This is a genomic window from Pleomorphovibrio marinus (genome assembly GCF_003347495.1).
In the GTDB taxonomy this organism is placed as follows: domain Bacteria; phylum Bacteroidota; class Bacteroidia; order Cytophagales; family Cyclobacteriaceae; genus Pleomorphovibrio; species Pleomorphovibrio marinus.
Genome location: NZ_QCXY01000004.1, coordinates 300,751 through 323,100 on the forward strand (window position 1 = coordinate 300,751; position 22,350 = coordinate 323,100).

The following is a 22,350-nucleotide window of genomic DNA, read 5'->3' on the forward strand; positions in this document are numbered from 1 at the left end:
TTACGGTTGTTTTTCAGTCCTTTTTAATCCTTTCTTTTCGGCTAGGCAATACATTAACTCCAAAGCCTCCGATTTATTGTTTTTTATCCTTCCATCTAGGATGGCCTCTTTAATTTCCTCTTTTAGCTCTCCCACTACCTTAGAGGGTTTGATGCCAAAAATAATCATTATTTCATCGCCAGAGACAGGAGGCTGAAAATTTCTGACCTGGTCCTTTTCTTCTACCTCCTTGAGTTTTTTTTCTACCTTGTCAAAATTGGACAGGAAGCGCTTTACCTTCGTGTCGTTTTTGGAGGTCACATCCGCCCTGCACAGTTTCATCAGGTCATCAATGTCATCTCCGGCCTCGAAGAGTAACCTTCTCATTGCCGAATCCGTCACCTTGTCGTTCACTAGGGCAATGGGCCTGAGGTGCAATTTTACTAATTTCTGCACGTACTTCATACGCTCGTCCATAGGAAGTTTTAGCCTTCTGAAGATACTCGGGGTCATCCTCGCCCCTTTGTCCTCATGGCCATGGAAGGTCCATCCACTCTTGGGATGGAATCGCTTGGTCGCAGGTTTGGCAATATCATGCATGATGGCCGCCCATCTAAGCCATAGGTTATCCGTATACGGACATATGTTATCCAATACCTGCAAAGTATGGTAAAAGTTGTCCTTATGGGACTTATCCCCTACCGAGTCCACACCCTGCAACTCCACCATTTCAGGAAGAAACTCATTCAGCAACCCGCTAACAAACAACAGTTTAAACCCATAAGAGGGCTTATCGGTCATTATAATCTTGTTAAGTTCATCAATGATTCGCTCCCCGGAAATGATAGCAAGCCTATGGGCGTTATGCACAATGCCATCAAAGGTATCAGGTTCGATGTCATAGTGTAGCTGGGCAGCAAACCGCACTGCCCTCATCATTCTTAAAGGATCATCAGAAAAGGTAATATCTGGATCCGCAGGGGTTCGGACGAGCTTTCTTTTCATATCCTTTATCCCATCAAAAGGATCCAAGAGCTCCCCAAAACTTGCGGCGTTGACGGAAATGGCCAATGCATTGATGGTGAAATCCCTCCTTTCTTGGTCCTCTCGTAGAGTTCCCGCCTCCACCACTGGCTTGCGGCTGTCAAACCTGTAGGATTCTTTTCGGGCACCTACAAATTCCAGCTCATAGTCACCCACCCTTACATTCGCAGTTCCAAAGTTTTTAAAGATATTCACCCTTACATCTGGGCCATAGGCCTTGGCCACCCTTTTTGCCAATCCTATGCCGTCTCCCACACATACAAAGTCAAGGTCCTTACAAGGCCTATTGAGCAAAAGATCCCTCACATACCCCCCTATCACGTAAGTCTCTAGGCCCAATTCATCAGCACACTCCCCTACCTTTTTAAATATCTCCTGCTTATCTATTTTATCAGATACGTTCATTCATTCCAAATTTTCACCTCCCCGTCAGGCCCTAGAAACATTTCAGTGGCCTTTGAAGTAGTCCAAGGGAAGAGTTGGTCAGTCTTAAACTGAGGTGTTGTGTTTATCTTTTTTTGGCAAAGGACAATTTGACCTGCGCTAAACAAGAAATCCTTCCAAAATTGTTCTTTGATAAATGCAAATTTAATCAAAGCATCTGGATTCTTTGCATCTTCTAGCATTTTGGACGGATAGGAGCTGTACACCACAGGTCTTTCGGTCCATTCTATGATGTCCAGAGCCACTTCTTCAAAAGGCAAGGCAATGGATCTTAGCTGGTAGATTTCGTGAAGAAGATAGATCCCTTCACCTACCGGGTGCAGTTCCTGATTGGAAAAAAGGCGCATTTCTAACCCTTGCCCTCCTCCGTCTTCTACCAATAAGGTTTTGCTTTTCCTCAAATATTGCCCCCATTTCTTATTTTCCACGGCTGTTTTTATTTGCAAAGAAAAAGGAAATTAGCTTAATTGAAAAGGGAAGCTTCAACACCTTTCGTAATTGCCAAAATCATTTCCATCAATCTACACACTTATGAGGAGTTACAGTACCATTTTACTATCCTTGTTTTTGACCACTGCCTGCCAACAAAAATCCAAATTGCCCCAGTTAGAAGAACCCGTGGAGGTAATTCGGGATGAAAATGGAATCAACCACATTTTCGCAGAAAACGAACATGACCTGTTTTTCGCCCAAGGGTATTTGGCCGCAAAAGACCGTATTTTCCAATTTGAAATATGGCGCAGGCAAGCCACGGGTACCCTGTCTGAAATCCTAGGTCCAAAAGCCCTGGATAGAGACATTGGGGCAAGGCTGTTTCAATATAGAGGGGAAAAAGAAAAAGAGCTTTCCCACTACCACTCCCGGGGGGTAGAAATTGTGGATGCCTTTGTAGCCGGCATCAATGCCTATGTGGAGGAGGTAAGGAGTGACCCCTCATTGCTTCCCATAGAATTTGACATGTTAGGGATAATTCCCGGTTTCTGGACCTGGGAGGTGGTCATCTCCCGGCACCAAGGTTTGCTGCAAAATGTGGAGGAGGAGTTGATGATTTCCAGGATCGTGCAACTTATCGGGCCGGAAGCTACAAAGGAGCTTTTTTATTTTCATCCTTTTACCCCTGATTTGGACCTGCACTCCTCCATCCCCAAGGAACTCCTTTTCAAGGATATCATAGCTCCCTATGAGGCATTCAGAGCATACCTGAAATTTGACCCTGAAGATGTGTCTCCTACCTACCGAAATACCCAGGAAGCTTTCCTGCATCAAAGTAGGGAGGAGGAAATGGAGCATGCCATCAGGTCAACCATAGACTATACTTCCATCGGTAGTAACAACTGGGTCGTAAGCGGAGAACTGAGTGAAAGCGGTTATCCCATGATGGCCAACGACCCCCATAGAAGACACAGTGCCCCCTCCCTAAGGTACTGGGCTGGGTTGCATGCCCCAGGATGGGACCTGGTAGGAGGTGGTGAACCAGTGCTACCTGGATTATCCATAGGTCAAAATGGGGTTGGGGCATGGGGGCTTACCATTTTTCGTACGGATATGGAGGACCTACGCATCTATGACATGGACCCTGAGTCTCTCACCAGGTATAAATACCAGGGAGAATGGAAAGAGATGCAAACCATACAGGACACTATTTTGGTAAGGGGCGAAGAGCCGGAGGTAGTGACCCATTATTATACCTTACATGGACCTGTCACCTTTATCGATGAGGAGCTTCACAAGGCAGTAGCCATAGAATGCGCCTGGCTAGAAACAGGCGGAGCACCATATCTTGCAAGCCTTCGCATGGACCAGGCCCAATCCTGGGAGGAATTCAGGGAAGCCTGTAAATACAACCATGTACCTGCCGAAAACATGGTTTGGGCGGATAAGGAAGGGAATATTGGTTGGCAAGCTACGGGTATAGCCCCTATCCGAAAGACCCATTCAGGTATGGTGGTCGTACCCGGAGACGGGAGCTTCGACTGGGAGGGTTATTTACCCATGTTGGAAAGACCCAACGTAAGCAACCCTTCCAAAGGATACTATAATACCTCCAATGAAAACCAGGTGGACACTGACTACTCCCATCCTGAAACCATTGGCTATACCTGGTCGGATTCCTTCCGTGGTGACAGGGTAAAGGAAATTCTAGGATCTGGAGAAAAGTTTACCATAAAAGAAATGGCAGCCCTACAAAACGACTACTTATCCATTCCCGCCAGGATACTGGTGCAAGAAATTGAGTCCCTTACCTTTAAGGATGAACAGGCCGAAAATGCCAGAAAGAGACTGTTGGATTGGGATTATAGGCTTATGCCAAATTCCATTCCAGCGGGGATTTATGTAATGTGGGAAAGAAAAATCAGGGAGGGATTGTTTCCAATGGTGGTTCCCCAAGAGGCAAGGCAATGGATGGAGTCCTTAAATATGACTAAAATTTTAAATTGGATAAAGGAAAAAGATGCCACCGTATTCAAAGAAAAGGACAGGGATACCTTTTTGGAAGAAAGGATGGTGGCGGCATTGGAGGAGTTGGAAGGGAAACTGGGACCGGACTGGGAAAACTGGCAATATGGCCAAGCGGCCTATAAACATGCACTGATTCGTCACCCACTGAGTGCTGCGGTTTCCCCAGAATGGCAGGAGAAAATCGATGTAGGCCCTGCCCCTAGGGGAGGGTACAGTTATACTCCCGGAGCCAATGCCTATGGGAACAATAATACCACTGGGGGTTCCTTTAAGATCGTCGTGGATACCGGGGATTTTGAAGCAACCTTAGGTATAAACACCCCAGGGCAAACTGGGGATCCGGAAAGCAGGTTTTACAGGAATCTATTTGGCAAATGGGCCAATGACGAGTACTTCAATGTCAACTTTACCAAAGAAAGGTTAAGAGAAAAAGCCGTGGAAAACTACACGCTCAAATGAGCAATTCATCTACTGCAATCCTTATATTGGCCGGAGGAAGTTCCAGCAGATTGGGCTATCCAAAACAAACTCTTCCCTACAAGGGGGATTTTCTGTTAAACCATGCGATACATGCTGCTATGGGGGTCAGTGCTAGTCAGTGCAGGTTGGTATTGGGGGCCTATGCTAAGGAAATCCAAAAAATAATACCGAAAATCGACTCCATGGAGGTTTTGCAATGTAAAAACTGGGAGGAAGGAATGGGAGCGTCTATCCGATGTGGTATGAAGGACCTGCCCAGAACTATCGACCAAGTCATTATTATGCTCGGGGATCAGCCTTTTGTGAACACTTCCTTATTGAAAACCCTAGTGGATTTAAGGAAAGAAACCGACAAAAACCTGGTAGCCTGCAAGTACGGGGATGGAGTGGGGGTTCCTGCTTTGTTTGGGAAAAAATATTTCCCCCTGTTAAACAAGCTTCAGGGAAGCGGAGGGGCAAAAAAGATTTTGATGAATCAACAGCAAGACCTACTTACCCATTATTTCCCCATGGGAATAGTGGATGTGGATAAAGAATCTGACTATCAGGCCCTGCTCAAGGAAGATTGGGAGTATTTTAGAACAAAAAATACAGGATTGCCCAAGTGCTAGGTTTGCTTGCTTCCATAGATTTCGAAAAACCTGTTTTCCGAGGCCACTGTACCGATCAAAATAATTTCCGACGCTTCGGGGATTTCCATTTCTGGCTCTGGGTTGATACGCATTTTGCCTTCTTTTTTAATTCCTATGATGGTGCATCCGGTTTCTTTTCTTATTTCGGTTTCCTTGATGGTTTTGCCAACCAATTCCAGGGGAACTTTTACCTTGATCAGGTCCAATCCTTCCGCTACCATCAATACATCGCTTCTCTGGAGCAGGTTGAGCATCATATTGGCTCCTATGGATGCATAGGACATTACAAAATCCGCTCCGGCCCGGTGCAGGGTGGTAAGGTTTCTTTCCAAGGTACAACGGCTAATAATCTGGACATCTGGCCTTAACTGTCTACAGTAAATAGTAAGGTACACATTAACATCATCATCATGAGAGGTGATCATCACACATGGGGTCTGCTCAATTCCTGCCTCTTTTAGCACTTCCAATTCGGCAGCATCCCCTAGAATGGTTTTCTCATAATTCTTGATCCTCTCCCTTTCTTTTTCCACAATCCGGTAATCTATATTTCTTCCCCCCAAGGCCTTACCAGTAGCTCTTCCCACTCTCCCACCCCCAATGATCAAAATGGGTGCCTTGTTATTTTGTTGCGTCTGGTAGGTTTCATTATAGATTTTGATCTGGTCCACGGAGCCGGCCAGGACCAAAACGGTATTTTCGGAAATCCGAGTTTCTGGTTGGGCAGCAAAGTAGCGGCCCCTTTCCCACACACCTACCACGCTTACTCCAATCTCCTGTCTCAGCTTGGTGTCTTTCAGCATCTTTCCTACCAAGGAAGAGCCGGCCACCAAGGCTTCGGAAATTAATAAATCCCCAAACCTACCGATAGGGTGGGCCTTTGCTCCCCCCACACTTGCTCTTCTGCTTAGGTAAATACCCATCACTTCCCCCAACTGCAAGACGTGGTTTGCCCCGGCTAGTTTAAGAATATCTATGGAGGCCTCGGCATTGCAAGTAGCGATAATCGGCACATCCTTGTTGATTCCCCTTACTGTAAAGGCCACATTGGTATTCACCACATCACTTTCGGTAGTAGCTACCAAAGCCGCATCTGCTACCCTGGCTTTTTGATAAGTTTCTGGGTCTTCCAATGGCCCCAACATTACCTGTAACCCAATCTGTGACAGCTCCAACCCCTCGGAGAGGGTAGGCACTAATATCACATAGGAATAGTTGAATCTTTTTAATTTTTTTACCAAGGCCTCCGTAACCGGCCCGTAGCTGGTAAGCAATACATGTCCCTTAGTTCCTTCAGGTAAATTCCAAGGTACTTTCGATTGCTCCTGTGCTTTCATCCAAGGGGAATAGAAAAAGTTGATAAAGGTAAATGGAAATAATATCAACAAAAAAAGCATACCCGAAAGCAGTACGAACATGGAAAAAAACCTTCCCATGTCACTGTCAAAAGTGATGTCCCCGAAGCCTAAGGTGGACATTACCGTGAGTGTCCAATACAATCCTGTGATGACTGAAAAGCTTCGTCCTTCTTGGAGCATTAACAAGTGAAAAATAAATGAAAAAACCGATACTATGATAACCAATACCAGTAAAAATTTTAGCAACAAGACGAAATTCTGCCTGTCTGGCTTATTTCTCAAAAAAAGTAAAACTTGTGTGGTAAGAATTTTCATCTGTTTATAATTTTTTTTCAGCGGTCAGATAGCCTGCCCCGAACTTGTTTCGGGGGAATCTCGCTTTAATAATCATCCCTCCGTGTGAGGTTCTCCTCATGCTCGATTTCATGTGTTGATATTTACTTTTCAATGGCCACATAGCCTGCCCCTGCCTGCTCCGAACTCGATTCGGGGAACTCGTTTCGGGGGAATCTCGCTTTGATAATCATCCCTCTGTGTGAGGTTCTCCTCATGCCCTGACTGCCGTCAGGACAGGCTCAAATTCACACCTCCAATTTATCCAGTATTGCAGCAAGAATTCCTCCATTGGCAAAAAACCATTTCAACCTAGGATTCCCTTAATGGAGACATCTTGAAACAGCACCTCAAACCCCTTTCCTTCCGGAGAAGCTGCCATTATGCCAACCTTAATGGGTTGACTCGGGATAAAATAACCTAACCTATACATACTGTAATCCCCTCCATCCAGGGAATAACTTGCCTCCACAAAGTCTCCTTCTCTCCGTAATTTAAAATAAATGTCGGCAGGTGCTTCTTCTAAAGGCAATACAGACCAATCCGAATACCCATGGGTAATCACAGCACTAATGTTTTGCCTTCCATCCACATATTCAACCCCTGCCTTGATCCAGTTTTCTTTATCCTGCAGGAGCATGAGGCCAGCTTGATCGTACTGATCCAGGTACCTACCGGTAAACTTACAAGAAATCTCAAAATCACCTTCTTTTGTGGAATGGTAAAAATGCCCTGAATGGCGGATAAAGCCATAGTGCGTCTTTACCCAGAAATCGGTATCGGGAGAGGTCACAAGCCGCATTACCTGTCCTTCCTTCACCCATTCTTTGGGTGGGTTTATCCAATCCCATGGATTGTCCTGCATATTAATTCTTCTTGCCTATCTCGATTACAATCCCAATTTATATCACCCTGCAATCAGATTGCCAAAGATCCGAATTGGGTCCCAGATGCTCTTTCAGCGGCAAGGTGATTGCACTGAGTTCATTGACGATATCCTCTGTAATAGGCACATTTAGGGTTTCCAGATTCCTCTTTACTTGAGAGCTGTTTCTCCCTCCTGCTATTACAGCGGCCACCCCATCCTGCACCAATAACCAAGCCAGGCTCAAGGCTCCCATGGCTATTCCCAAATCCCCAGAAAGGTCTTTTATCTTGGAAATGGTCTCAAAGGTAAGCTCCTCACATCCCTCATCCTGGTGCCTGGCCTGAGACCTTTCCTTGGTGAAATGCCTGGTTCTGGCCCTGTCATCCGGCACTTCCTCCTCATTCCCAAATTTACCTGTCAACAGGCCTTGCATAATGGGTGAGTAGCATAGGATAGGAACATCCTCCGCTACACAATGCGGCAAAATCTCAAATTCAATGGCCCTGAAAAGGAGGTTGTAGGCCATTTGGTTACTACTCAATGAAAATCCGGCATTTTTGGCAATGTTCAGGCTCTGGGTTCCGAAATTTGATACACCATAGGAACGGATTTTTCCCTGCTTTTTTAGTATTTCCATAGCCTCTAGGGTTTCTTCCAGTGGAATGGCTGGATTAGGCCAGTGGAGCTGATACAGGTCTATGTATTCGGATTGGAGGTTTTTCAAACCACGCTCGCATGCTTTAATAACCCCTTCTTTGTCAAAATCCTGAGGCCCCACCTTGGATGCGATAATAATGTTTTTTCTTTCCCCCTTTAAGGCTTTCGCCAACAAGTTTTCTGACTGCCCCGCCCCATAAGCCTCAGCCGTATCAAAGGTGGTAATTCCAGATTCATAAGCGGTCTTGATCGCTTGAAGAGAGTCTCTTTCATCCTGGTCTCCCCAATTGAAGCCACCCACAATAGCCCAACAGCCAAAAATCATCCTTGAAATCTCAAAATCGGTATTTGGTAACTGATAAGTGGTAGAAATTTGCATGGTTCTCTGTTTATTTTTAATAGTTTAATTGTCTTTTAGCGGTCATCCCTATAGCTATCAGGAGAAAACTAGCACTCCAATAGGTATTTGGGCATCCCTGCAGGTGAACTTTTCCTCATGCCGGATTATAACTAAAAGTAAGCATATCCCTTACTTTATCAAAAAACCTGCGATAAATGCTGCCTGCAAAGACCTGGTGCCTTCATCAAAATGTACATGATCTACAAAGGTTTCAGACCCCAAGTTCTCCGTAAACCGATGGAGATCAATAATCTCTGCACCAAACTCCTTCCCTACTTTATCCCCTACCTCATTGTATTGCATCAAGTCTTTTTCGAATCGGTGAAAGGACGTGGATCTGTTGTTGTGCCTTTCCTCATCCAAGGGCGTGGTCCTTACCCAAACTACCTTTGTCCCAATCTCCACTGCCAGGGCATAAATGCTCCGGAGATTTTCTTCATATTGGGTTATGGAAACCTGTATTTCCCCGGATTCGGGATCCCTTTTAATATCGTGAAGGCCACAATTGAGAAGCAAAATATCCGGGGCAAAGGTGGGGTCCTCCCTTTTCTTTTGTAGGTACTCCAACACCATTCCCGAATCACCCCCATTGGCGCCTTGGGGTTGGTCCAAGTCCTGGGAGTCTTTACCATCATCCCTTTTTCTGTCATACCTGTAAAATCCATCTAAGTATTGCTCCAGGTATGGCCCATATTGAATGGAAATGCTATCTCCAATCACAAATAGTTTGGGCAAAGGCGTGTTTACATTTGACATAAGGAAGAATAAGGAAATTATTGCAGAAAACAGGAGCTTATGCATATTAGTTGTTTTATGGTATAAGGCCTCTGCTGGTAAAGGTATGGTCCATATAGAAATGGTTTCCCACATTTTTTATTACCACCCCTAAAGAATAAGTGCCCCAGGAATGAGTGCTTTCCACGAAAATCGTGTCCACGTGATAATCGGGCAAGTCGCCTCCATTATCCTTAAGTATTTCCGACATTATCCTGCCCTCCTTTTCCTTCGCGGGAGCAATGCCATGTAATTTCAGGACGGTGGGCAAGATATCCACTATTGCAGTGGGAGCTTTGTTAGGGAACTTCTCTTTGAAAAGTGGCCCTATAGCCATCAATGGGGGGTGCATTTCATAGGGGCTGGAGCTGCCGTGACCAGCCACGCCATTGTTATTGCTGTACCCTTTGAACCCAAATTCGTTGGTTTCATCCGACCAGTTCATGTCCACCAAAATACTTGACTTTCTTTCCCTATGCCCCCACTGTATGGCCTCAAAAGATAAGGTTCCCTGCACAGACCCTGCCCAACTGCCATTCTCCTTTCCTGTTGTAAATAAGGCACCTACCCAAGGTTCCCCTTGTAAGCCTGCCACTACTTCTTCCTTTTGTTTTTCATCCTCTAAATAGATAGCTCCACCAGCCACTTTCGCCTCTATCCCTTTTTCCTTTAACCAATTTTCTAAACCTGGATTACCCTCATGAGTGACAAAGCCGTGATCCGCAGTTATTATTAAATGGAACCTATCTTGCCAGCCAATGCTATCCACATGTTCCCAGATGTCACGTACTTGTCCATCCAAAAACTGCATGACCGAAAGGGTTTCGGGAGCACCTACACCGTAGGTATGGGCTGTTCCATCCGGGTCTGAAAGCCACATCGTACATACATCAGGGCCATGCTCCTCAAAGGCCAATGCCTTGAATGCCTCCACTACCCATTTGTGCCGTTCTTCGTTGGGGGTTTCCTTTTCTGGTATAGTACCCAATTTTTCTGTCAGTTCAACTTTCAGGTCTTCCGGCATAAATAAATCTGGATTCACCAAGCCTCCACCCTTTGTAAGGTGATTAAGCAGAAAGGATTGCCCTGTGGTTCCGGTACTAAAAACCATGTATTTCAACCCTGCTTCCTCGAGAATTTCCCCAAAGGAGGAAGTAGTTAAGAGTCCACCAGAAAGCTTTTCCCCTGCTTCCATCAGCTCCTGGGCATTGCCGGTATTGATCACTTTTTCTGTAGAAACCTCAGCCAAATAAATGCTGTTGCCTAACAATCCGTGGGTTTGCGGAAAGGCACCCGTTGCATAGGAAGACGAATTCACCCGCGTTACAGAGGGAAATGTAGCATGGTGATCTTCATTATAGACTCCATCTTGCTTCATTTTGTATAGAAAAGGGGTGTTTTCTTCACTAATATAGTCGGGACGCATACCATCCAAAACCACTATCAGTGTTTTATACCGTAAAGCCTCCTCCTTGTTGGAATTACAGGAAACCAGCAAAAAGAGACCTAAAATCGGAAGAAGAATAGGGTTTGTCATTGGGTATTAAAGTTCGTTTTGGGCATGAAGTTTAGGCTTATTTTTATAGTTTCCCAAGCCTACTAATAGTGAGGAAAGGAATAGGAACAGAATTACAATAAAGGTAATATTGATCAAAACCCCTTGCCATCCAAGATCACTTACTTCAAGAAATGGATAAGGATAAAAACCTGAATACCTTCCCCTTATAAGTACGTAGATAAGGTAACTAAAAGGATAGATTAACCACTTGGGTATATTTCTCCATGGAGTGGGAATAAATCCTGTATATTTCCACCAGTATAGTCCCACCATTAGGGGCATTACACTGTGGAGAAGTTCATCTACTATCTTTTGTAATCCCTGAGGGTCCCAAATAGGCCTTAGCGCAATCTGATATACCAAGCCTACCACTAAAATATAAACAGTAATAGCGGTTAGGCTACTTGAACCCTCCTTGAAAGTACTTCTGTTTTTACCAATGAAATAAACCGCCACCAAAGTGTTGGTAAGGATCGTGAAAAAACTAAAGAAGCGAATCAGCATTTCTGGGATTTCCGTCTGCCTGTTTTGCCACATCAACACAAATTGCACCACTACTGCCACCCCAGCCAATATACCTATTAGTAACCCCGATTTCTCTTTTAGAGCCATGGTTGAAACTTTACGTAGAGAAGTCCCCCCAATATGGCCAGGCCAAAACTAAACAGGGTGCCGATCAGGATATATTCGGTCAACTTTCTGTCACCAGTCTGCCTCAGATCCCCGAACCTGAACACGGATTTTGCCGCGACAAGGAATCCAATGGCCTCATACCTACCACTTATTATAAACACAAACACGAATAGTCGCTCCAATATGCCTATATACTTCCCGGCCTCAGCCAGTGAATCCGATTCCTCACTATCTACTGCTATTGGCGTCCACTTCGAAATAAACGTTTTAATAAAGATAGATGCCGGCAGGGTTAAAAACAGGGCCATTGTAACCAGGAGCCATATTTTCCCTTCATACATTAACCATTCTTTCCAAGAGTGTCCTTCCACCCACTGAAATATAGCCAAAAGCACCAATACATGGGCGAATTGGTCCCAAAAGAACCATTTCCTTTTGGTGTTTTCCTTCTGGGCGTAGAGCTTGATCCCATCTATCACCCCATGGGAAACCGCAATAACCAAGGCATATGGCCAAAAATCAGCATCCCAGACCATTACATACACCAGAAGGCCATGAATGAGGATGTGAAGGTAAAACTGGTATGCCCTTAACTTATGCTGTTCCTTTGTCTTTACCCAGGCATCCGGCTGTAAGAAGAAGTCCCCTATCAGATGAGCCAGCAATAGCTTGACAAGTATCATAAGTTGCTTTCAATTTTATGGGAAACATATTCCATCCACTGCCTGATCACTTCAAAGTGGGCTCTTTTAAGTCTGGTACTGAAGGCATGTTGTGTGATTCCTAATTTTGCTCCCTGCTCCTGCTGCGAAAGTTCAGGTGTGTCTAGGGTGTGAAACACTGCCTCGGCTGCATTGGCTGTCCAACCATCCATGATCGTCAGTGCCAGTTTCAGTTCTATATTTACCATTTGGTCTAATTCCTTCCAGGGACTTTTGAAGGCAAGGTCCTGTTTCCTCTTTTTTAGGGACTCGAATGTCTCACCGGAATGAACAAAAGCACTTCCATTGCTTTCCGTGATTTTGCCCGCATCAAAGGTCATCTCTCCTATGCCTATGGCCATCCGTACATCCAGTGGACTCATCATCTTTATTCTTGACTTGATAAAGATTGCTGCTTTTAGGCTGTTGGCGGGATCCTCCAACCTGAGCTGGAAACTATCTCCGCGATATACCTCCCAGCCCTGCGGGGAATGACCCCAATTGGCCAATAGTTGTTTTAGTGGAGGCATCCATATTTCTGGACTTTCATCTTGAGAATTGACCAAATCCCCTGTTAGTACTGCTATCATCCGAGTAAATTATCAATAAAATAAGCGATAATCAAATATATCATTTATAAATGTGATATAGTACTTATATCATGCTTTTAATTGATAAATGAGCTTATCCTTCCTATCCAAGATAATGATTTAGTCCATAAAAACGTCTGTAGTCCCCAGCAAGCCAATCACCAATAGGCCAATCAGCCCAGTGAAGATCAGGTAGTAAAGGGTGGGGAAAACCGTTTTGCGAAGCACCATTCCTTCCTTGCCCAACAGGCCCACCGTAGCAGAAGCAGCCACCACATTGTGAATGGCCACCATATTTCCAGCAGCCGCACCTACCGCCTGCAGAGCCAGGATCCAGGTGGGTGGCATGGAAAGGCTGTCTGCAACACCATACTGGAAAAGGCTGAACATCAAGTTACTCACGGTATTACTACCAGCGATAAATGCTCCAAGAGCCCCAATGGAAGGAGCTACCGCTGGATAAACATACCCCACCAGATCGGCGACCCATTCGGCCATCAAAATAGGCATTGCCTCAAGGCCTATGGGGTTCTCGCCACTGTTTATGTACACCCGCACCATCGCCACGGCAAAGAGTAACACTACCCCAGCGTTGAGGATCATCTTGCTGCTTTCACCTAGGGCACGCGCCACCTCTCTGCCACGCATGTCGTGCAAAAACACTGTAACCAGGCACACCAACAGCATAATGCTCCCCGGCAGGTAAAGAGGGATACTGGATGCCGAGATCGGGGTACCCAAAATCTCATCGTAGCCCACCGATATGCTTGTGAGTAGTTCCCTAAAAGGTAACTGGGGAAGTCGGCTCAAGACCAGTAATATCGCCAAAAGGAAATAAGGGAACCAGGCCTTCCACAAGGGCACCTTTTTTCCGTTTTCATCCACAGAAAAAGACAAGGTACCCAACCATTCCGCGGGCCAGTTTTCCCTGGCCTCCATTTCCCAGGCCCTGCTTGGCAAAAGGAAGCCGCGCTTGGCTGCGGTCACCACAATAGACAGTCCTACCAGAGATCCCAGCAGACTGGGAAATTCAGGGCCAAGAAACACGCCCGTGAGCGCATAGGGTATCGTGAAGGCCAATCCCCCGAACAGCGCGAAGGGAAACATTTCCAGGCCATCCTTCCAGCTCCTGTTTTTGCCAAAAAAACGCGTGAGCATAAGGACCATCAGGAAAGGCATCAAGGTTCCGACTACTGCATGCGTCATGGCCGCCCTAGCTGTTACCATATCCAGAAGCTCCGGAAAACCCATACCAAGAGCCTCAAGAGCTCCTGCCACTTCTGGCCCCTCCAATCCTCCTCGGACCCCCACCAGCACCGGAGTACCTACTGCGCCGAAGGTCACTGCGGTGCTTTGCACCATCATTCCCAAGATTACCGCCGCAAGGGCTGGGAAACCCAAGGCCACTAGCAGGGGAGCCACGATCGCAGCCGGAGTCCCGAATCCAGCCGCTCCCTCGATAAAGGAGCCAAATAACCACACGATGATGATCACCTGTACCCGACGGTCAGGACTGATATCCGCAAAACCTGCACGGATGGCCCCAACACCACCGGAATGCTTTAACAGATTTAGTAACAAGATGGCCGCAAATACTATGTAGAGTATATCGAAGGTAATAAATAAGCTCTGTATAGAGGAAGCAGCCACCTCAACCATCCCTTGGCCCCAGAAAAGCAATGCAACTCCTGAGGTAAGCAAGAAGGTCACCGGCATGGTGCGGCGGGCGGATTGCCGAAAGCCGACAAGCATAATGGCAGCCACCAAGATAGGCATCAGTGCCAGAAAAAACAGCAGGTCTTTGGACATGGTATTTTGGGGTTGGGGTTAAAGGAATTATGTGTTAAGGTCTAGATTTTCCGTAATTCTATAGTTCTCCGACCTCAACCGTTCTAAGTAAAGCTTAATGCGTTTACGTGCAGTTGAAAGGTCCGTATTGTTCAAGTTAATGTTCAATAGGTCAATGAACCAGGGGATTTTCACCTTTTCGGAAACGTACACCTCTGCAATCTCCCTGGCAATGGGAAGAGTGGTTTTTTTGGAGTCCTCGTGGACATCACGGTCGGATGCTGCAAGCAATTTCTTGTATTCCTCTTCCAGCAGCTTGTGAAACAAATCCAAAGTAAAGGACTCCCCTTTTTTGATCCCTGTTTCTTTGTCGTCCTCGGTGAGCTCAGCTCCTTTGTGCGCCCATTCCCAGAGTATGCTCAACCGTATTTCTCCAGTTGCCATGTCCTCCATCAGGTACAAAACGTCGTCATCCCCGAAAAAGTCTGCTGGTTTAAGTGCTGCCGCCTGCATCCCCTGCCCGAAGGCATTGCCATATTGCACTGCCACGCTTATCAGGTTACGTGCGCCCCGAATGGTTCTGGGTGCTGGCTCTAAGGCGATAAGGCCGTTAGCGTCGTGCTGGGTATAGGTCAGCGGTGGGAAGGTACGACCAGCCTGGTTTTCCTCTCCTGCCTTTTGCCATACCGGACGCACAATATGGACCATCTTCCAGTGGGCCACCCACTTTCCACTGGCACCCTCGCTTTGTTCACGTTCTGCACCTGCCACAGCCTTCTCCATACTGGAAGAGACACCAGCCTTGGAACCCACAGGAATATTGGGCTCCATCCCCCCCTGCCATAGCGCAAAATTGCCATCTAAATCAGGGGTATTTACTGCACGTCTTACGCGGTCCTCGTAATTCCTCATGTACCCATAAGTCATTCCCACCGATTCTATGTTAGGGTTCACAAAGTCCTTGTCCCATGCCAAAGCATCCGAAACGCTGTTGATATAGTCCCAGCGGCCTGTGTTGAAGCCGACAAAGTGTAATCCCAGTGCCGCCCGGATTTCCATCAGTTGGTAAGTGGCCTCTAGTTGCTCCACCAAAACGTAGGTGCGAACTGTGCCCTCACGTAGGCCCAAGTGCGACTCCAAAGCTCCTATCATCCTATCCCATAGTGCCGCCTCCTCCGCTGTCTGTATTTTGGGCAGATAAAGCACTACCGGAGCACCCGCTTCATTCAGCGCGCGATGGTTATTCACAACGTAAAGCACCAAGTCCGCGATGGAAGCAGAGAATCCCCCACCCCCAGAGTCGGAGATATGTCGATCATCAAGGTGAAGACCTCGGGCTCGGAAAATCTTTGTAGTGAAAGAAAGTTGTTCCTTCCAATCCTTTATTTTTGGCTCACCAAAAAAGGACACCGACCATTCATTCATCTGGGCAGCTACCTTCTCGGCCACGTCATGGAAAAGTGAATCACCATGTATGGCTAGTTTCAAGTTACGTTGATTGTCTAAGGACATGGTACTTGTCTGTCCAAGGGCATCTTCCCCGTCAAACATCCACCCATCTGCTCCGGATAAAAGTGCATATGCGACGTTCCTTATGCTACTTTCCAATGGAGCCCCGGGCTTGGCACCTGGCCCTGTGCCTTGGATCCATTGCCGCTTCAGCCCATCCGGAATCCCCTGGCCCATAAATTTGCCCTCTCGTGCGTCAGACACCTTAATTTTTGTACCGGGAATTAAACTGTTGCTGTCCAGAAAATGGATACGTTCCCGGGAAGTGAATCGGTGCTTACGCCTTTCCATTCGTCGCTGCATCAACCTATGGACCTCCTCATTGAAGTGACTCAGCGCCTCTAGGGCAGAAAGTACCTTTGGGGTATAAACGTCCCCATATTTCTCAAGTAGTTCCTTTTTGATGTTGATTTTGCTATCGCTCATACAATTTGGTTTAGTTAGTTTGAAAAAAGATAAGTTAGGATATTTTGGTGAAAGTATTATAACTTTTCCTATTTTGATTTCTTTACTATTTCCAGATCCCTTACCACCTGAGGCCTGAATTGCTCCCAGGAAAAGGTGGTGAACTCCTCTCCATAATGCTCGGTGCTGACGTGAGGAACACTCCTATACCTGTCTTTGGTAAGTCGGATCACTTCATCCCAATGCCCCACACAGCGTTCTAAGTAGGATATTGCCTCGTCCTTTTTAACTCTGTTTTCGGCTTGACGGTGGAATTCCCAAGCAACTCCAGCCCTTACCTTGTCTGCAAAATATAGCCCCAAATAGGCCCAAGTTTCCATATCGTCCAATTCCGACTGTAAGGCCCCAGAATAGTTACTTTCCATGCGTCTCAAATCCCCCAGTAGTTCCAGTATTTCTTTTGCCTCAATTTCTGCGAGATCTGCCAAGTCAAGTGGGCCCATCTTTTCGCTGACTCCATTTTCCTGAAGTTTACTCTTCACAAAATCTGATATGGACATTAGCCCCGGATCCAAGGTTTCATGGTTCACCAACTCTTCTAAGGAAATGAAGGGAGAGCTTCTGTCAAAAAAGGCTTCATGATTGGAAGGTTCAGGTGCCAAAAAACCTTCGGCATATAGAGTGTAATCCCAGGTAGCTCTGTAAAAGGAGGCTAGCCTCATGGGGACATTACTAGCCAACTTATAGGCTTTTAAGAGTCCTTTTCCTGTACCCTCTCCGTACCTTAGCGTAATTTCGTCTTCAAAATAATGATCCGGCAACCCATCGTCGTACAACAGCCTTCCCCATACTTTGTAAAACATCCATTGCTTTTCAAAAGCATACTGCCAAGTTTTTTGGGGTGAAGGAACATGAGAATAGTCCAATGCAGGTATATATCCTTCAGAACCAATAAAATACCCATTCACATAGGTGTGGTTGTTTTCTTTGAGGTGTTCCCGCACAAAATCAGGTTGCCCCCAGCGGAGGATGAAAAAATCCTCGTTTCGGATCATCCATTGTATATTATAATCCTCGGGAATGGGATCCCAGAACCTTTGGTCCAACTCACCGGAATGATAGTCATGCGTGATTGCAAGCTTAGGAGTGGAGTGGCCGTGGGACCAGTTAAACTTAATTTCTACTAGGGCTGGATCCTCTAACTCCGCATTGGCAAGCACCTCTCTCATGGCCATAGGGTCCCCGGCAAGTACGGACCTGTGCAAAAACTTCACTTTCCTTTCTGCATCCTTCATACCTTGTACGAAGGTTTCCTCTATCCAGCCTTCTCGCTCCTCAGGTGTCATTTTTTCGTCAAAGGTACCCATCCAATCCGCTAGGGTAACACCAATGCCCGTAAGATCCGGATATTCATCTATAAGTGTGGCAACCGATTCACGAGTGTATTGGATGACCTGCTCGGACAGGTCATTGTATTCCTCCCCGCCATAGGCCTCTACGAAGGAGGGAGAAACCACAATGTTCCAATTCACAATAAAGGTTTGTATCCCCCTATCCTTGGCCATTCGAAACAGGCTGTGCCAGAAGTCCTGCCATTCCTCCATTTCCCTTTGATCGAAGGGACTGGCATCAGGAAAATTTTCTGTCCTCACCATATAGGGAAAGGGGTGGTTGTTCCACAAAGACAGCACGTTCAGGCGGTTTTCCACCATCATATCCAAAAACCGCTCCCAGAAGTTTAAATCCCTACACACCTTAGTATGAATACGGGTGGCCTCACTGTCCCGGTAGGGGGACCAAGGAAGGTTGAATTTCACAATCCTGTATTCCATAGCGGGGTTAACCGCTTGGTCTTTTATATCCGCCAGTCCTTTTCCATGACGCAGTTCATCCGATATGGCAAGTAAGCCGTACATAGCTCCGATCTCATCGGTTGCCTTCACATGGATTTCCCCCTTTTGGTTTTCAATACTATAGCCCTCTTTTTCAATTTCCTTTTGTCCTTTATTCGGTGCAGCAGGATCAACCAAGATTACCCTAATACCAGCATCTTCCAGGGGATCAGAGTGGGAATATAACTTGACACTCTCTCCCTTTTTTACCAAAGCTTTTCCCAAAGCAACAACACCGTGGGAAACAGGCCCCGAGTCGTAATCCACTACCAGTTTTACCTGGGAAAAGGAAGAAAAGCACAGGCAAATACTACATATGCCAATCAAAGCAATTTTCTTCATCCTATTTATATTCAGTTTCAAGGTGTACCGCAACAAAGTCCTCTAGCTTTTCTATTTCAAGAGTTACAAACCCTGGCTCTCCAGTTACTTTTATAGAGCCCTGATCCTTCAGTATTTTGTGGGAAATAAGATGCTGTCCTGGAAATGGCAACTTAAAGCTTAATTGATGGACTGGAATCAATTCCCGAGTAGGCCGTTTTGGCCCAGAACTGGTATTTACCAGGGAAAAAACATATTTTCCGGGTGTCTCCATAGACCTTGTCCATCCCATATGCACCGAAGCCGGAGCATTGCTCTCGGGTAGGTTTTCTTTCCCTACTAGGTATTTTACGGCTCTGGCCAACACATTTCTCGCATCACCATGTCCCATTTGATGAACCGTGACATCGGGCTGGTTGGCAAAATAGATCACCTTACCTTTTCCAAATTCATTTTCGACAATGGTGGGGTACTCACTAGAAAGTTGCTCCACCCAGGCTTTGTCCGGTGGCTGGTTATGCACAGTGGGAACCACATTGCAAATTACCTTTACAGAGGATAGGGGTTTGGTTTTTAAGGTATAAGCATATTGATGGAGCAGTTGCGTCTGTGCTGCGTCCTCTGCTACCAAGGGGTGGGTGGCTGCCGAAATAAATTGGTAATTGTCCTTTCTGGTATTCCATCTTTCTCCTCCATAATTCACCCCAAATAACTGGGACAAGGCAAAATTCTCCCTTGGGTTTCCTTCCTGGTCCAGGAGGCTTGTGGCATAGGTGGCCATCACCTTTCCTCCATCTTTCACATAGGACGTTAGGAGTGCCACTTCTTCCTCCGCCATACAATGCACATTGGGAAGAATGACCAGGCTATATTCTTGCAGCTTTTCTGCACTGACTTGCTCAGAAAGAATAAAATCGTGGGGAATATGGTTTTCTATCAGTACGGCCTCCATGCCCTTGATCGCATCCCCGAAATGCTCCTCTTCCTCCAGTTCATTTCTGTAATGCAAGCGGGTGGGCCGGGAATAATAAATCCCAATCCTAGAAACTGGAACATGCCCGGCCAGCAAGTCCGCATGTTCCTTTACAAAATGGTTGGCATCTTCTTCTACATAGGCATTTCTGGTATCATAGGCAATAGGAGGCACATTGGTAAAATAGCAGTTCCAAAACCTACCCCCCACCGATAGGATTTCCCATAGCCAAATTTTGACATCCAAAGAAGGCTCTATTACCAACCTGTGAGAGGTACCATTACCCCCATACATAACTACCGCTTCCCTTTCGGGAGCTACCGATTTGAGGAATTTGATAATGGACTGTGCGTAATTGTAATCCTCATAGTGAATATGCTCAGAATTTTCCGTGAGGAAAGCAACGCTAACCAGGATGTCAAAATGATCGAAGGCATTTTTCAGGTCTATGCCGTTGTTTACCCTACGACCTACTTCATACATGCTGAACACCTCAGCGGTGTACACCTTATCCTCTCCAAAGGATTTTATGGTTTTCTTTATTTTGTCCATATAGGTGTCCGCAGCATGGCGTTTCCAACCCATGTAGGTATCCAGTTCTTCCGGGGAAGATTCTCCCATTACCGGAAGCTCCTTGCCATTGTAGTCTTTGTAGGCCTCCTGACAATAGGGACAATAACAGATGCCGTCATAGCCCGGGCTGTTGTGCCATATACCGTCCAAATCATAAGCTTCCAATACCTTGCTTATGTATTCATTGGCATAGTCGTTTCGGTAGGGTGTATTGTAGCAGGCAATGTGAAGATGAGGTTTGGTATAGGTCATCATCATGGGGCTCTGATCCCTATTTTTGGCAAACCAGTCTGGAAACTTTTCATATACCTCCGGTACCACACCTCTAAAATCCACACGCCCCATTATCCGTATCCCTTTAGCCTTGCAGGCTTCGGCTATTTCCTGGAGAATGTCCCTACCCTCCAAAAAAGGGTTTAAGTTTGCCGCTGGCAAGGGGTTTTGCCAAAAATCAGTAATACCTCCAGCATTGACGCAGAGCGCATTTGCCCCCGATTTCAACACATAATTGGTCACTATATCCACATCGTAGTCCTGCGCGTCCGTCTCCCTTAATACCGTATGCATAATGCGAAGGGGCTGTTGAAACCAGGGAAGGTCCTGTCTCAGGGACAAACTTTTCGAGCTGGCCTGAGCCGACATTGCTGGAAAAAGCCACATCCCTCCCATAAATACTGCACCTGCCTTGATGAATTCTCTTCTACTTTTTGATCCAAGATCGATATCCTTATATATATCCATAAAATCTTCTGTTGCTTACTTTATTTTCTCCCTATACCAAACTGATCTCCAGCTTTTACTACCTTTCCTCCCTGCATATGCACCTCAATCATTTTCTCGCTAGCCACGTAATTATGGTGCTCGTCTTTCAGCAGAAGGAGAATTTCCCTACTCGCCACATCTATCACTTCACCGCTGGAAGGATAGGCATATTTGCCATCGAGGCTAAAGGTAATCCAACCCGGCATATCCTGAAGGGGAATGGTAGTAAGCTGCTGATAGGGAGGCTCTGCACTGAAAATATGCATACGCATATTATGCCCGTCACAGACCCATACCTCACTTTCATCCGGGGTAAGCCCAACGCCATGGCTTGGATTGCCATGCCTTCTAACCGGACCCTTGTCCCATCCTTCTACGATAACCTGGGCGGTTACTTCTCCGGTTTTCAAATCCCCCACTTCAAACCCCAAGAGATCGTCCACATTGACAAAGGCCAAGGTTTCCTTGCTGTTCACCGTAAAGGGGCGTATTCCATTTGAAAAAGGGCCAATTTTTTGAACTACGGTATGGTTTTCCGTTTCTGCGACGTGAAGCAATGGGGAGGCAATATCGCCCATATACACTTTTTTGCCCGATGGGCCATATACGGTGTTGTGGGCCCTTTGCACCACGTCGATTTTCTGAATAAGCTCACCGGTTTCACAATCCACCACATTCCAGAAATCCTTTTCCAGGGAAGGCATATACATAATTTTACCGTCCGGGGAAATGGACATGCGATCCGCTCCTCCTTCATAGGTCTTTTCCCATACCAGCTCCTCTGTTTCCAAATCAATGCGCTGTAAGCCTTCTAAGGTACTGATGTATAAGCTGTTTAGTGTGGTGCTAACCGCTATACCCTTTACGTTAGAAGGTTTACCGTTTTTCATAAAGCCCTTTGTGGGGATCCGTTTGACAAATCGATGGTTGTCCTCCATATCAAAGACCAGCAAACCATGGCCACCATATCCCAGATAGTTACGGATACCGGGCACTGCTACATACAAATATTTGTGTGCTTCATCCGTGATGGATTCTTTGGGAGGGTCAGCAGTTGTTTTCCCTTGAGAAACAAAAAGGATGCTGAGGAAGAAAAACAGGAAAAGGGGTAAATGCTTAATTGTCTTCATGGCTTTGCCGGTTTATTAGATTCAATGTTTGATGTATCACTAGAAAATAATCTTCTTTCAAGCTGCAGGTCCGTTTTATATTGGAC

General features: G+C 46.1%; 17 protein-coding genes. 2 read left to right on the plus strand and 15 right to left on the minus strand.

Annotated elements, in window-relative coordinates; translation table 11 throughout:
* Together DB520_RS12815 and DB520_RS12820 are read right to left on the minus strand one after the other, a co-directional pair.
* On the minus strand, positions 1-1,428 hold the full coding sequence (locus DB520_RS12815; protein WP_114750114.1) for a CCA tRNA nucleotidyltransferase: 1,428 nt from the start codon (positions 1,426-1,428) through the stop codon (positions 1-3).
* The gene (locus DB520_RS12820) at positions 1,425-1,895 is read right to left on the minus strand and encodes a hypothetical protein (protein ID WP_157972067.1); all 471 of its coding nucleotides are present in this window, start codon (positions 1,893-1,895) and stop codon (positions 1,425-1,427) included. The genes DB520_RS12815 and DB520_RS12820 overlap by 4 nt, the downstream gene beginning before the upstream one ends.
* A 103-nt stretch (positions 1,896-1,998) precedes the next feature.
* Here DB520_RS12820 and DB520_RS12825 point away from each other — a divergent pair, with 103 nt between their 5' ends.
* Entirely contained in the window at positions 1,999-4,386 is a 2,388-nt protein-coding gene (locus tag DB520_RS12825; RefSeq protein ID WP_114750116.1) for a penicillin acylase family protein, read from the plus strand.
* Positions 4,383-5,018, plus strand: coding sequence for a nucleotidyltransferase family protein (locus DB520_RS12830; RefSeq protein WP_114750117.1), 636 nt, complete (start codon positions 4,383-4,385; stop codon positions 5,016-5,018). Before DB520_RS12825 ends, DB520_RS12830 begins: the two co-directional genes overlap by 4 nt.
* On the opposite strand, the gene DB520_RS12835 is transcribed toward DB520_RS12830, so the two are convergent.
* From DB520_RS12835 to DB520_RS12895, 13 genes are all read right to left on the minus strand, one after another.
* Positions 5,015-6,712: a potassium channel family protein gene (locus tag DB520_RS12835; RefSeq protein WP_114750118.1), complete on the minus strand. Its 1,698-nt coding sequence runs from the start codon at positions 6,710-6,712 to the stop codon at positions 5,015-5,017. The genes DB520_RS12830 and DB520_RS12835 overlap by 4 nt on opposite strands.
* Before the next feature lie 325 nt (positions 6,713-7,037).
* The gene (locus DB520_RS12840; protein WP_114750119.1) at positions 7,038-7,595 is read right to left on the minus strand and encodes a DUF1349 domain-containing protein; all 558 of its coding nucleotides are present in this window, start codon (positions 7,593-7,595) and stop codon (positions 7,038-7,040) included.
* A 37-nt stretch (positions 7,596-7,632) separates the two neighbouring features.
* On the minus strand, positions 7,633-8,634 hold the full coding sequence (locus DB520_RS12845) for an aldo/keto reductase (protein WP_232834953.1): 1,002 nt from the start codon (positions 8,632-8,634) through the stop codon (positions 7,633-7,635).
* Between the two features lie 150 nt (positions 8,635-8,784).
* Complete coding sequence (locus DB520_RS12850; protein WP_157972068.1) at positions 8,785-9,456, minus strand: SGNH/GDSL hydrolase family protein; 672 nt, start codon at positions 9,454-9,456, stop codon at positions 8,785-8,787.
* A 10-nt stretch (positions 9,457-9,466) separates the two neighbouring features.
* Complete coding sequence (locus DB520_RS12855) at positions 9,467-10,966, minus strand: alkaline phosphatase family protein (RefSeq protein WP_114750121.1); 1,500 nt, start codon at positions 10,964-10,966, stop codon at positions 9,467-9,469.
* Positions 10,967-10,972: 6 nt separating this feature from the next.
* Positions 10,973-11,599 carry a Pr6Pr family membrane protein gene (locus DB520_RS12860; protein ID WP_114750122.1) on the minus strand — a complete coding sequence of 209 codons (627 nt, stop codon included), beginning with the start codon at positions 11,597-11,599 and terminating at the stop codon, positions 10,973-10,975.
* The gene (locus DB520_RS12865; protein WP_114750123.1) at positions 11,590-12,303 is read right to left on the minus strand and encodes a DUF3307 domain-containing protein; all 714 of its coding nucleotides are present in this window, start codon (positions 12,301-12,303) and stop codon (positions 11,590-11,592) included. Before DB520_RS12865 ends, DB520_RS12860 begins: the two co-directional genes overlap by 10 nt.
* Positions 12,300-12,911: a transcriptional regulator gene (locus DB520_RS12870; RefSeq protein ID WP_114750124.1), complete on the minus strand. Its 612-nt coding sequence runs from the start codon at positions 12,909-12,911 to the stop codon at positions 12,300-12,302. The genes DB520_RS12865 and DB520_RS12870 overlap by 4 nt, the downstream gene beginning before the upstream one ends.
* A gap of 120 nt (positions 12,912-13,031) precedes the next feature.
* The gene (locus DB520_RS12875; RefSeq protein ID WP_114750125.1) at positions 13,032-14,720 is read right to left on the minus strand and encodes an L-lactate permease; all 1,689 of its coding nucleotides are present in this window, start codon (positions 14,718-14,720) and stop codon (positions 13,032-13,034) included.
* A gap of 27 nt (positions 14,721-14,747) precedes the next feature.
* Positions 14,748-16,634: an aldolase/citrate lyase/malate synthase family protein gene (locus DB520_RS12880; RefSeq protein ID WP_114750126.1), complete on the minus strand. Its 1,887-nt coding sequence runs from the start codon at positions 16,632-16,634 to the stop codon at positions 14,748-14,750.
* Positions 16,635-16,702: 68 nt separating this feature from the next.
* The gene (locus tag DB520_RS12885) at positions 16,703-18,847 is read right to left on the minus strand and encodes a hypothetical protein (protein ID WP_114750127.1); all 2,145 of its coding nucleotides are present in this window, start codon (positions 18,845-18,847) and stop codon (positions 16,703-16,705) included.
* 1 nt (position 18,848) lies between these two features.
* Positions 18,849-21,113 (minus strand): alpha-amylase family protein, encoded by a 2,265-nt coding sequence (locus tag DB520_RS12890; RefSeq protein ID WP_114750128.1) that lies wholly within the window; start codon positions 21,111-21,113, stop codon positions 18,849-18,851.
* Between the two features lie 20 nt (positions 21,114-21,133).
* The gene (locus DB520_RS12895; protein WP_114750129.1) at positions 21,134-22,264 is read right to left on the minus strand and encodes a YncE family protein; all 1,131 of its coding nucleotides are present in this window, start codon (positions 22,262-22,264) and stop codon (positions 21,134-21,136) included.
* Positions 22,265-22,350: the final 86 nt, after the last annotated feature.

What these genes read in the sequence shown, in the direction of transcription:
- DB520_RS12815 (WP_114750114.1), bottom strand. Translation starts at nt 1,428, where the DNA reads ATGAACGTATCTGATAAAATAGATAAGCAGGAGATATTTAAAAAGGTA.
- DB520_RS12825 (WP_114750116.1), top strand. Translation starts at nt 1,999, where the DNA reads ATGAGGAGTTACAGTACCATTTTACTATCCTTGTTTTTGACCACTGCC.
- DB520_RS12830 (WP_114750117.1), top strand. Translation starts at nt 4,383, where the DNA reads ATGAGCAATTCATCTACTGCAATCCTTATATTGGCCGGAGGAAGTTCC.
- DB520_RS12835 (WP_114750118.1), bottom strand. Translation starts at nt 6,712, where the DNA reads ATGAAAATTCTTACCACACAAGTTTTACTTTTTTTGAGAAATAAGCCA.
- DB520_RS12840 (WP_114750119.1), bottom strand. Translation starts at nt 7,595, where the DNA reads ATGCAGGACAATCCATGGGATTGGATAAACCCACCCAAAGAATGGGTG.
- DB520_RS12845 (WP_232834953.1), bottom strand. Translation starts at nt 8,634, where the DNA reads ATGCAAATTTCTACCACTTATCAGTTACCAAATACCGATTTTGAGATT.
- DB520_RS12850 (WP_157972068.1), bottom strand. Translation starts at nt 9,456, where the DNA reads ATGCATAAGCTCCTGTTTTCTGCAATAATTTCCTTATTCTTCCTTATG.
- DB520_RS12855 (WP_114750121.1), bottom strand. Translation starts at nt 10,966, where the DNA reads ATGACAAACCCTATTCTTCTTCCGATTTTAGGTCTCTTTTTGCTGGTT.
- DB520_RS12860 (WP_114750122.1), bottom strand. Translation starts at nt 11,599, where the DNA reads ATGGCTCTAAAAGAGAAATCGGGGTTACTAATAGGTATATTGGCTGGG.
- DB520_RS12865 (WP_114750123.1), bottom strand. Translation starts at nt 12,303, where the DNA reads ATGATACTTGTCAAGCTATTGCTGGCTCATCTGATAGGGGACTTCTTC.
- DB520_RS12870 (WP_114750124.1), bottom strand. Translation starts at nt 12,911, where the DNA reads ATGATAGCAGTACTAACAGGGGATTTGGTCAATTCTCAAGATGAAAGT.
- DB520_RS12875 (WP_114750125.1), bottom strand. Translation starts at nt 14,720, where the DNA reads ATGTCCAAAGACCTGCTGTTTTTTCTGGCACTGATGCCTATCTTGGTG.
- DB520_RS12880 (WP_114750126.1), bottom strand. Translation starts at nt 16,634, where the DNA reads ATGAGCGATAGCAAAATCAACATCAAAAAGGAACTACTTGAGAAATAT.
- DB520_RS12885 (WP_114750127.1), bottom strand. Translation starts at nt 18,847, where the DNA reads ATGAAGAAAATTGCTTTGATTGGCATATGTAGTATTTGCCTGTGCTTT.
- DB520_RS12890 (WP_114750128.1), bottom strand. Translation starts at nt 21,113, where the DNA reads ATGGATATATATAAGGATATCGATCTTGGATCAAAAAGTAGAAGAGAA.
- DB520_RS12895 (WP_114750129.1), bottom strand. Translation starts at nt 22,264, where the DNA reads ATGAAGACAATTAAGCATTTACCCCTTTTCCTGTTTTTCTTCCTCAGC.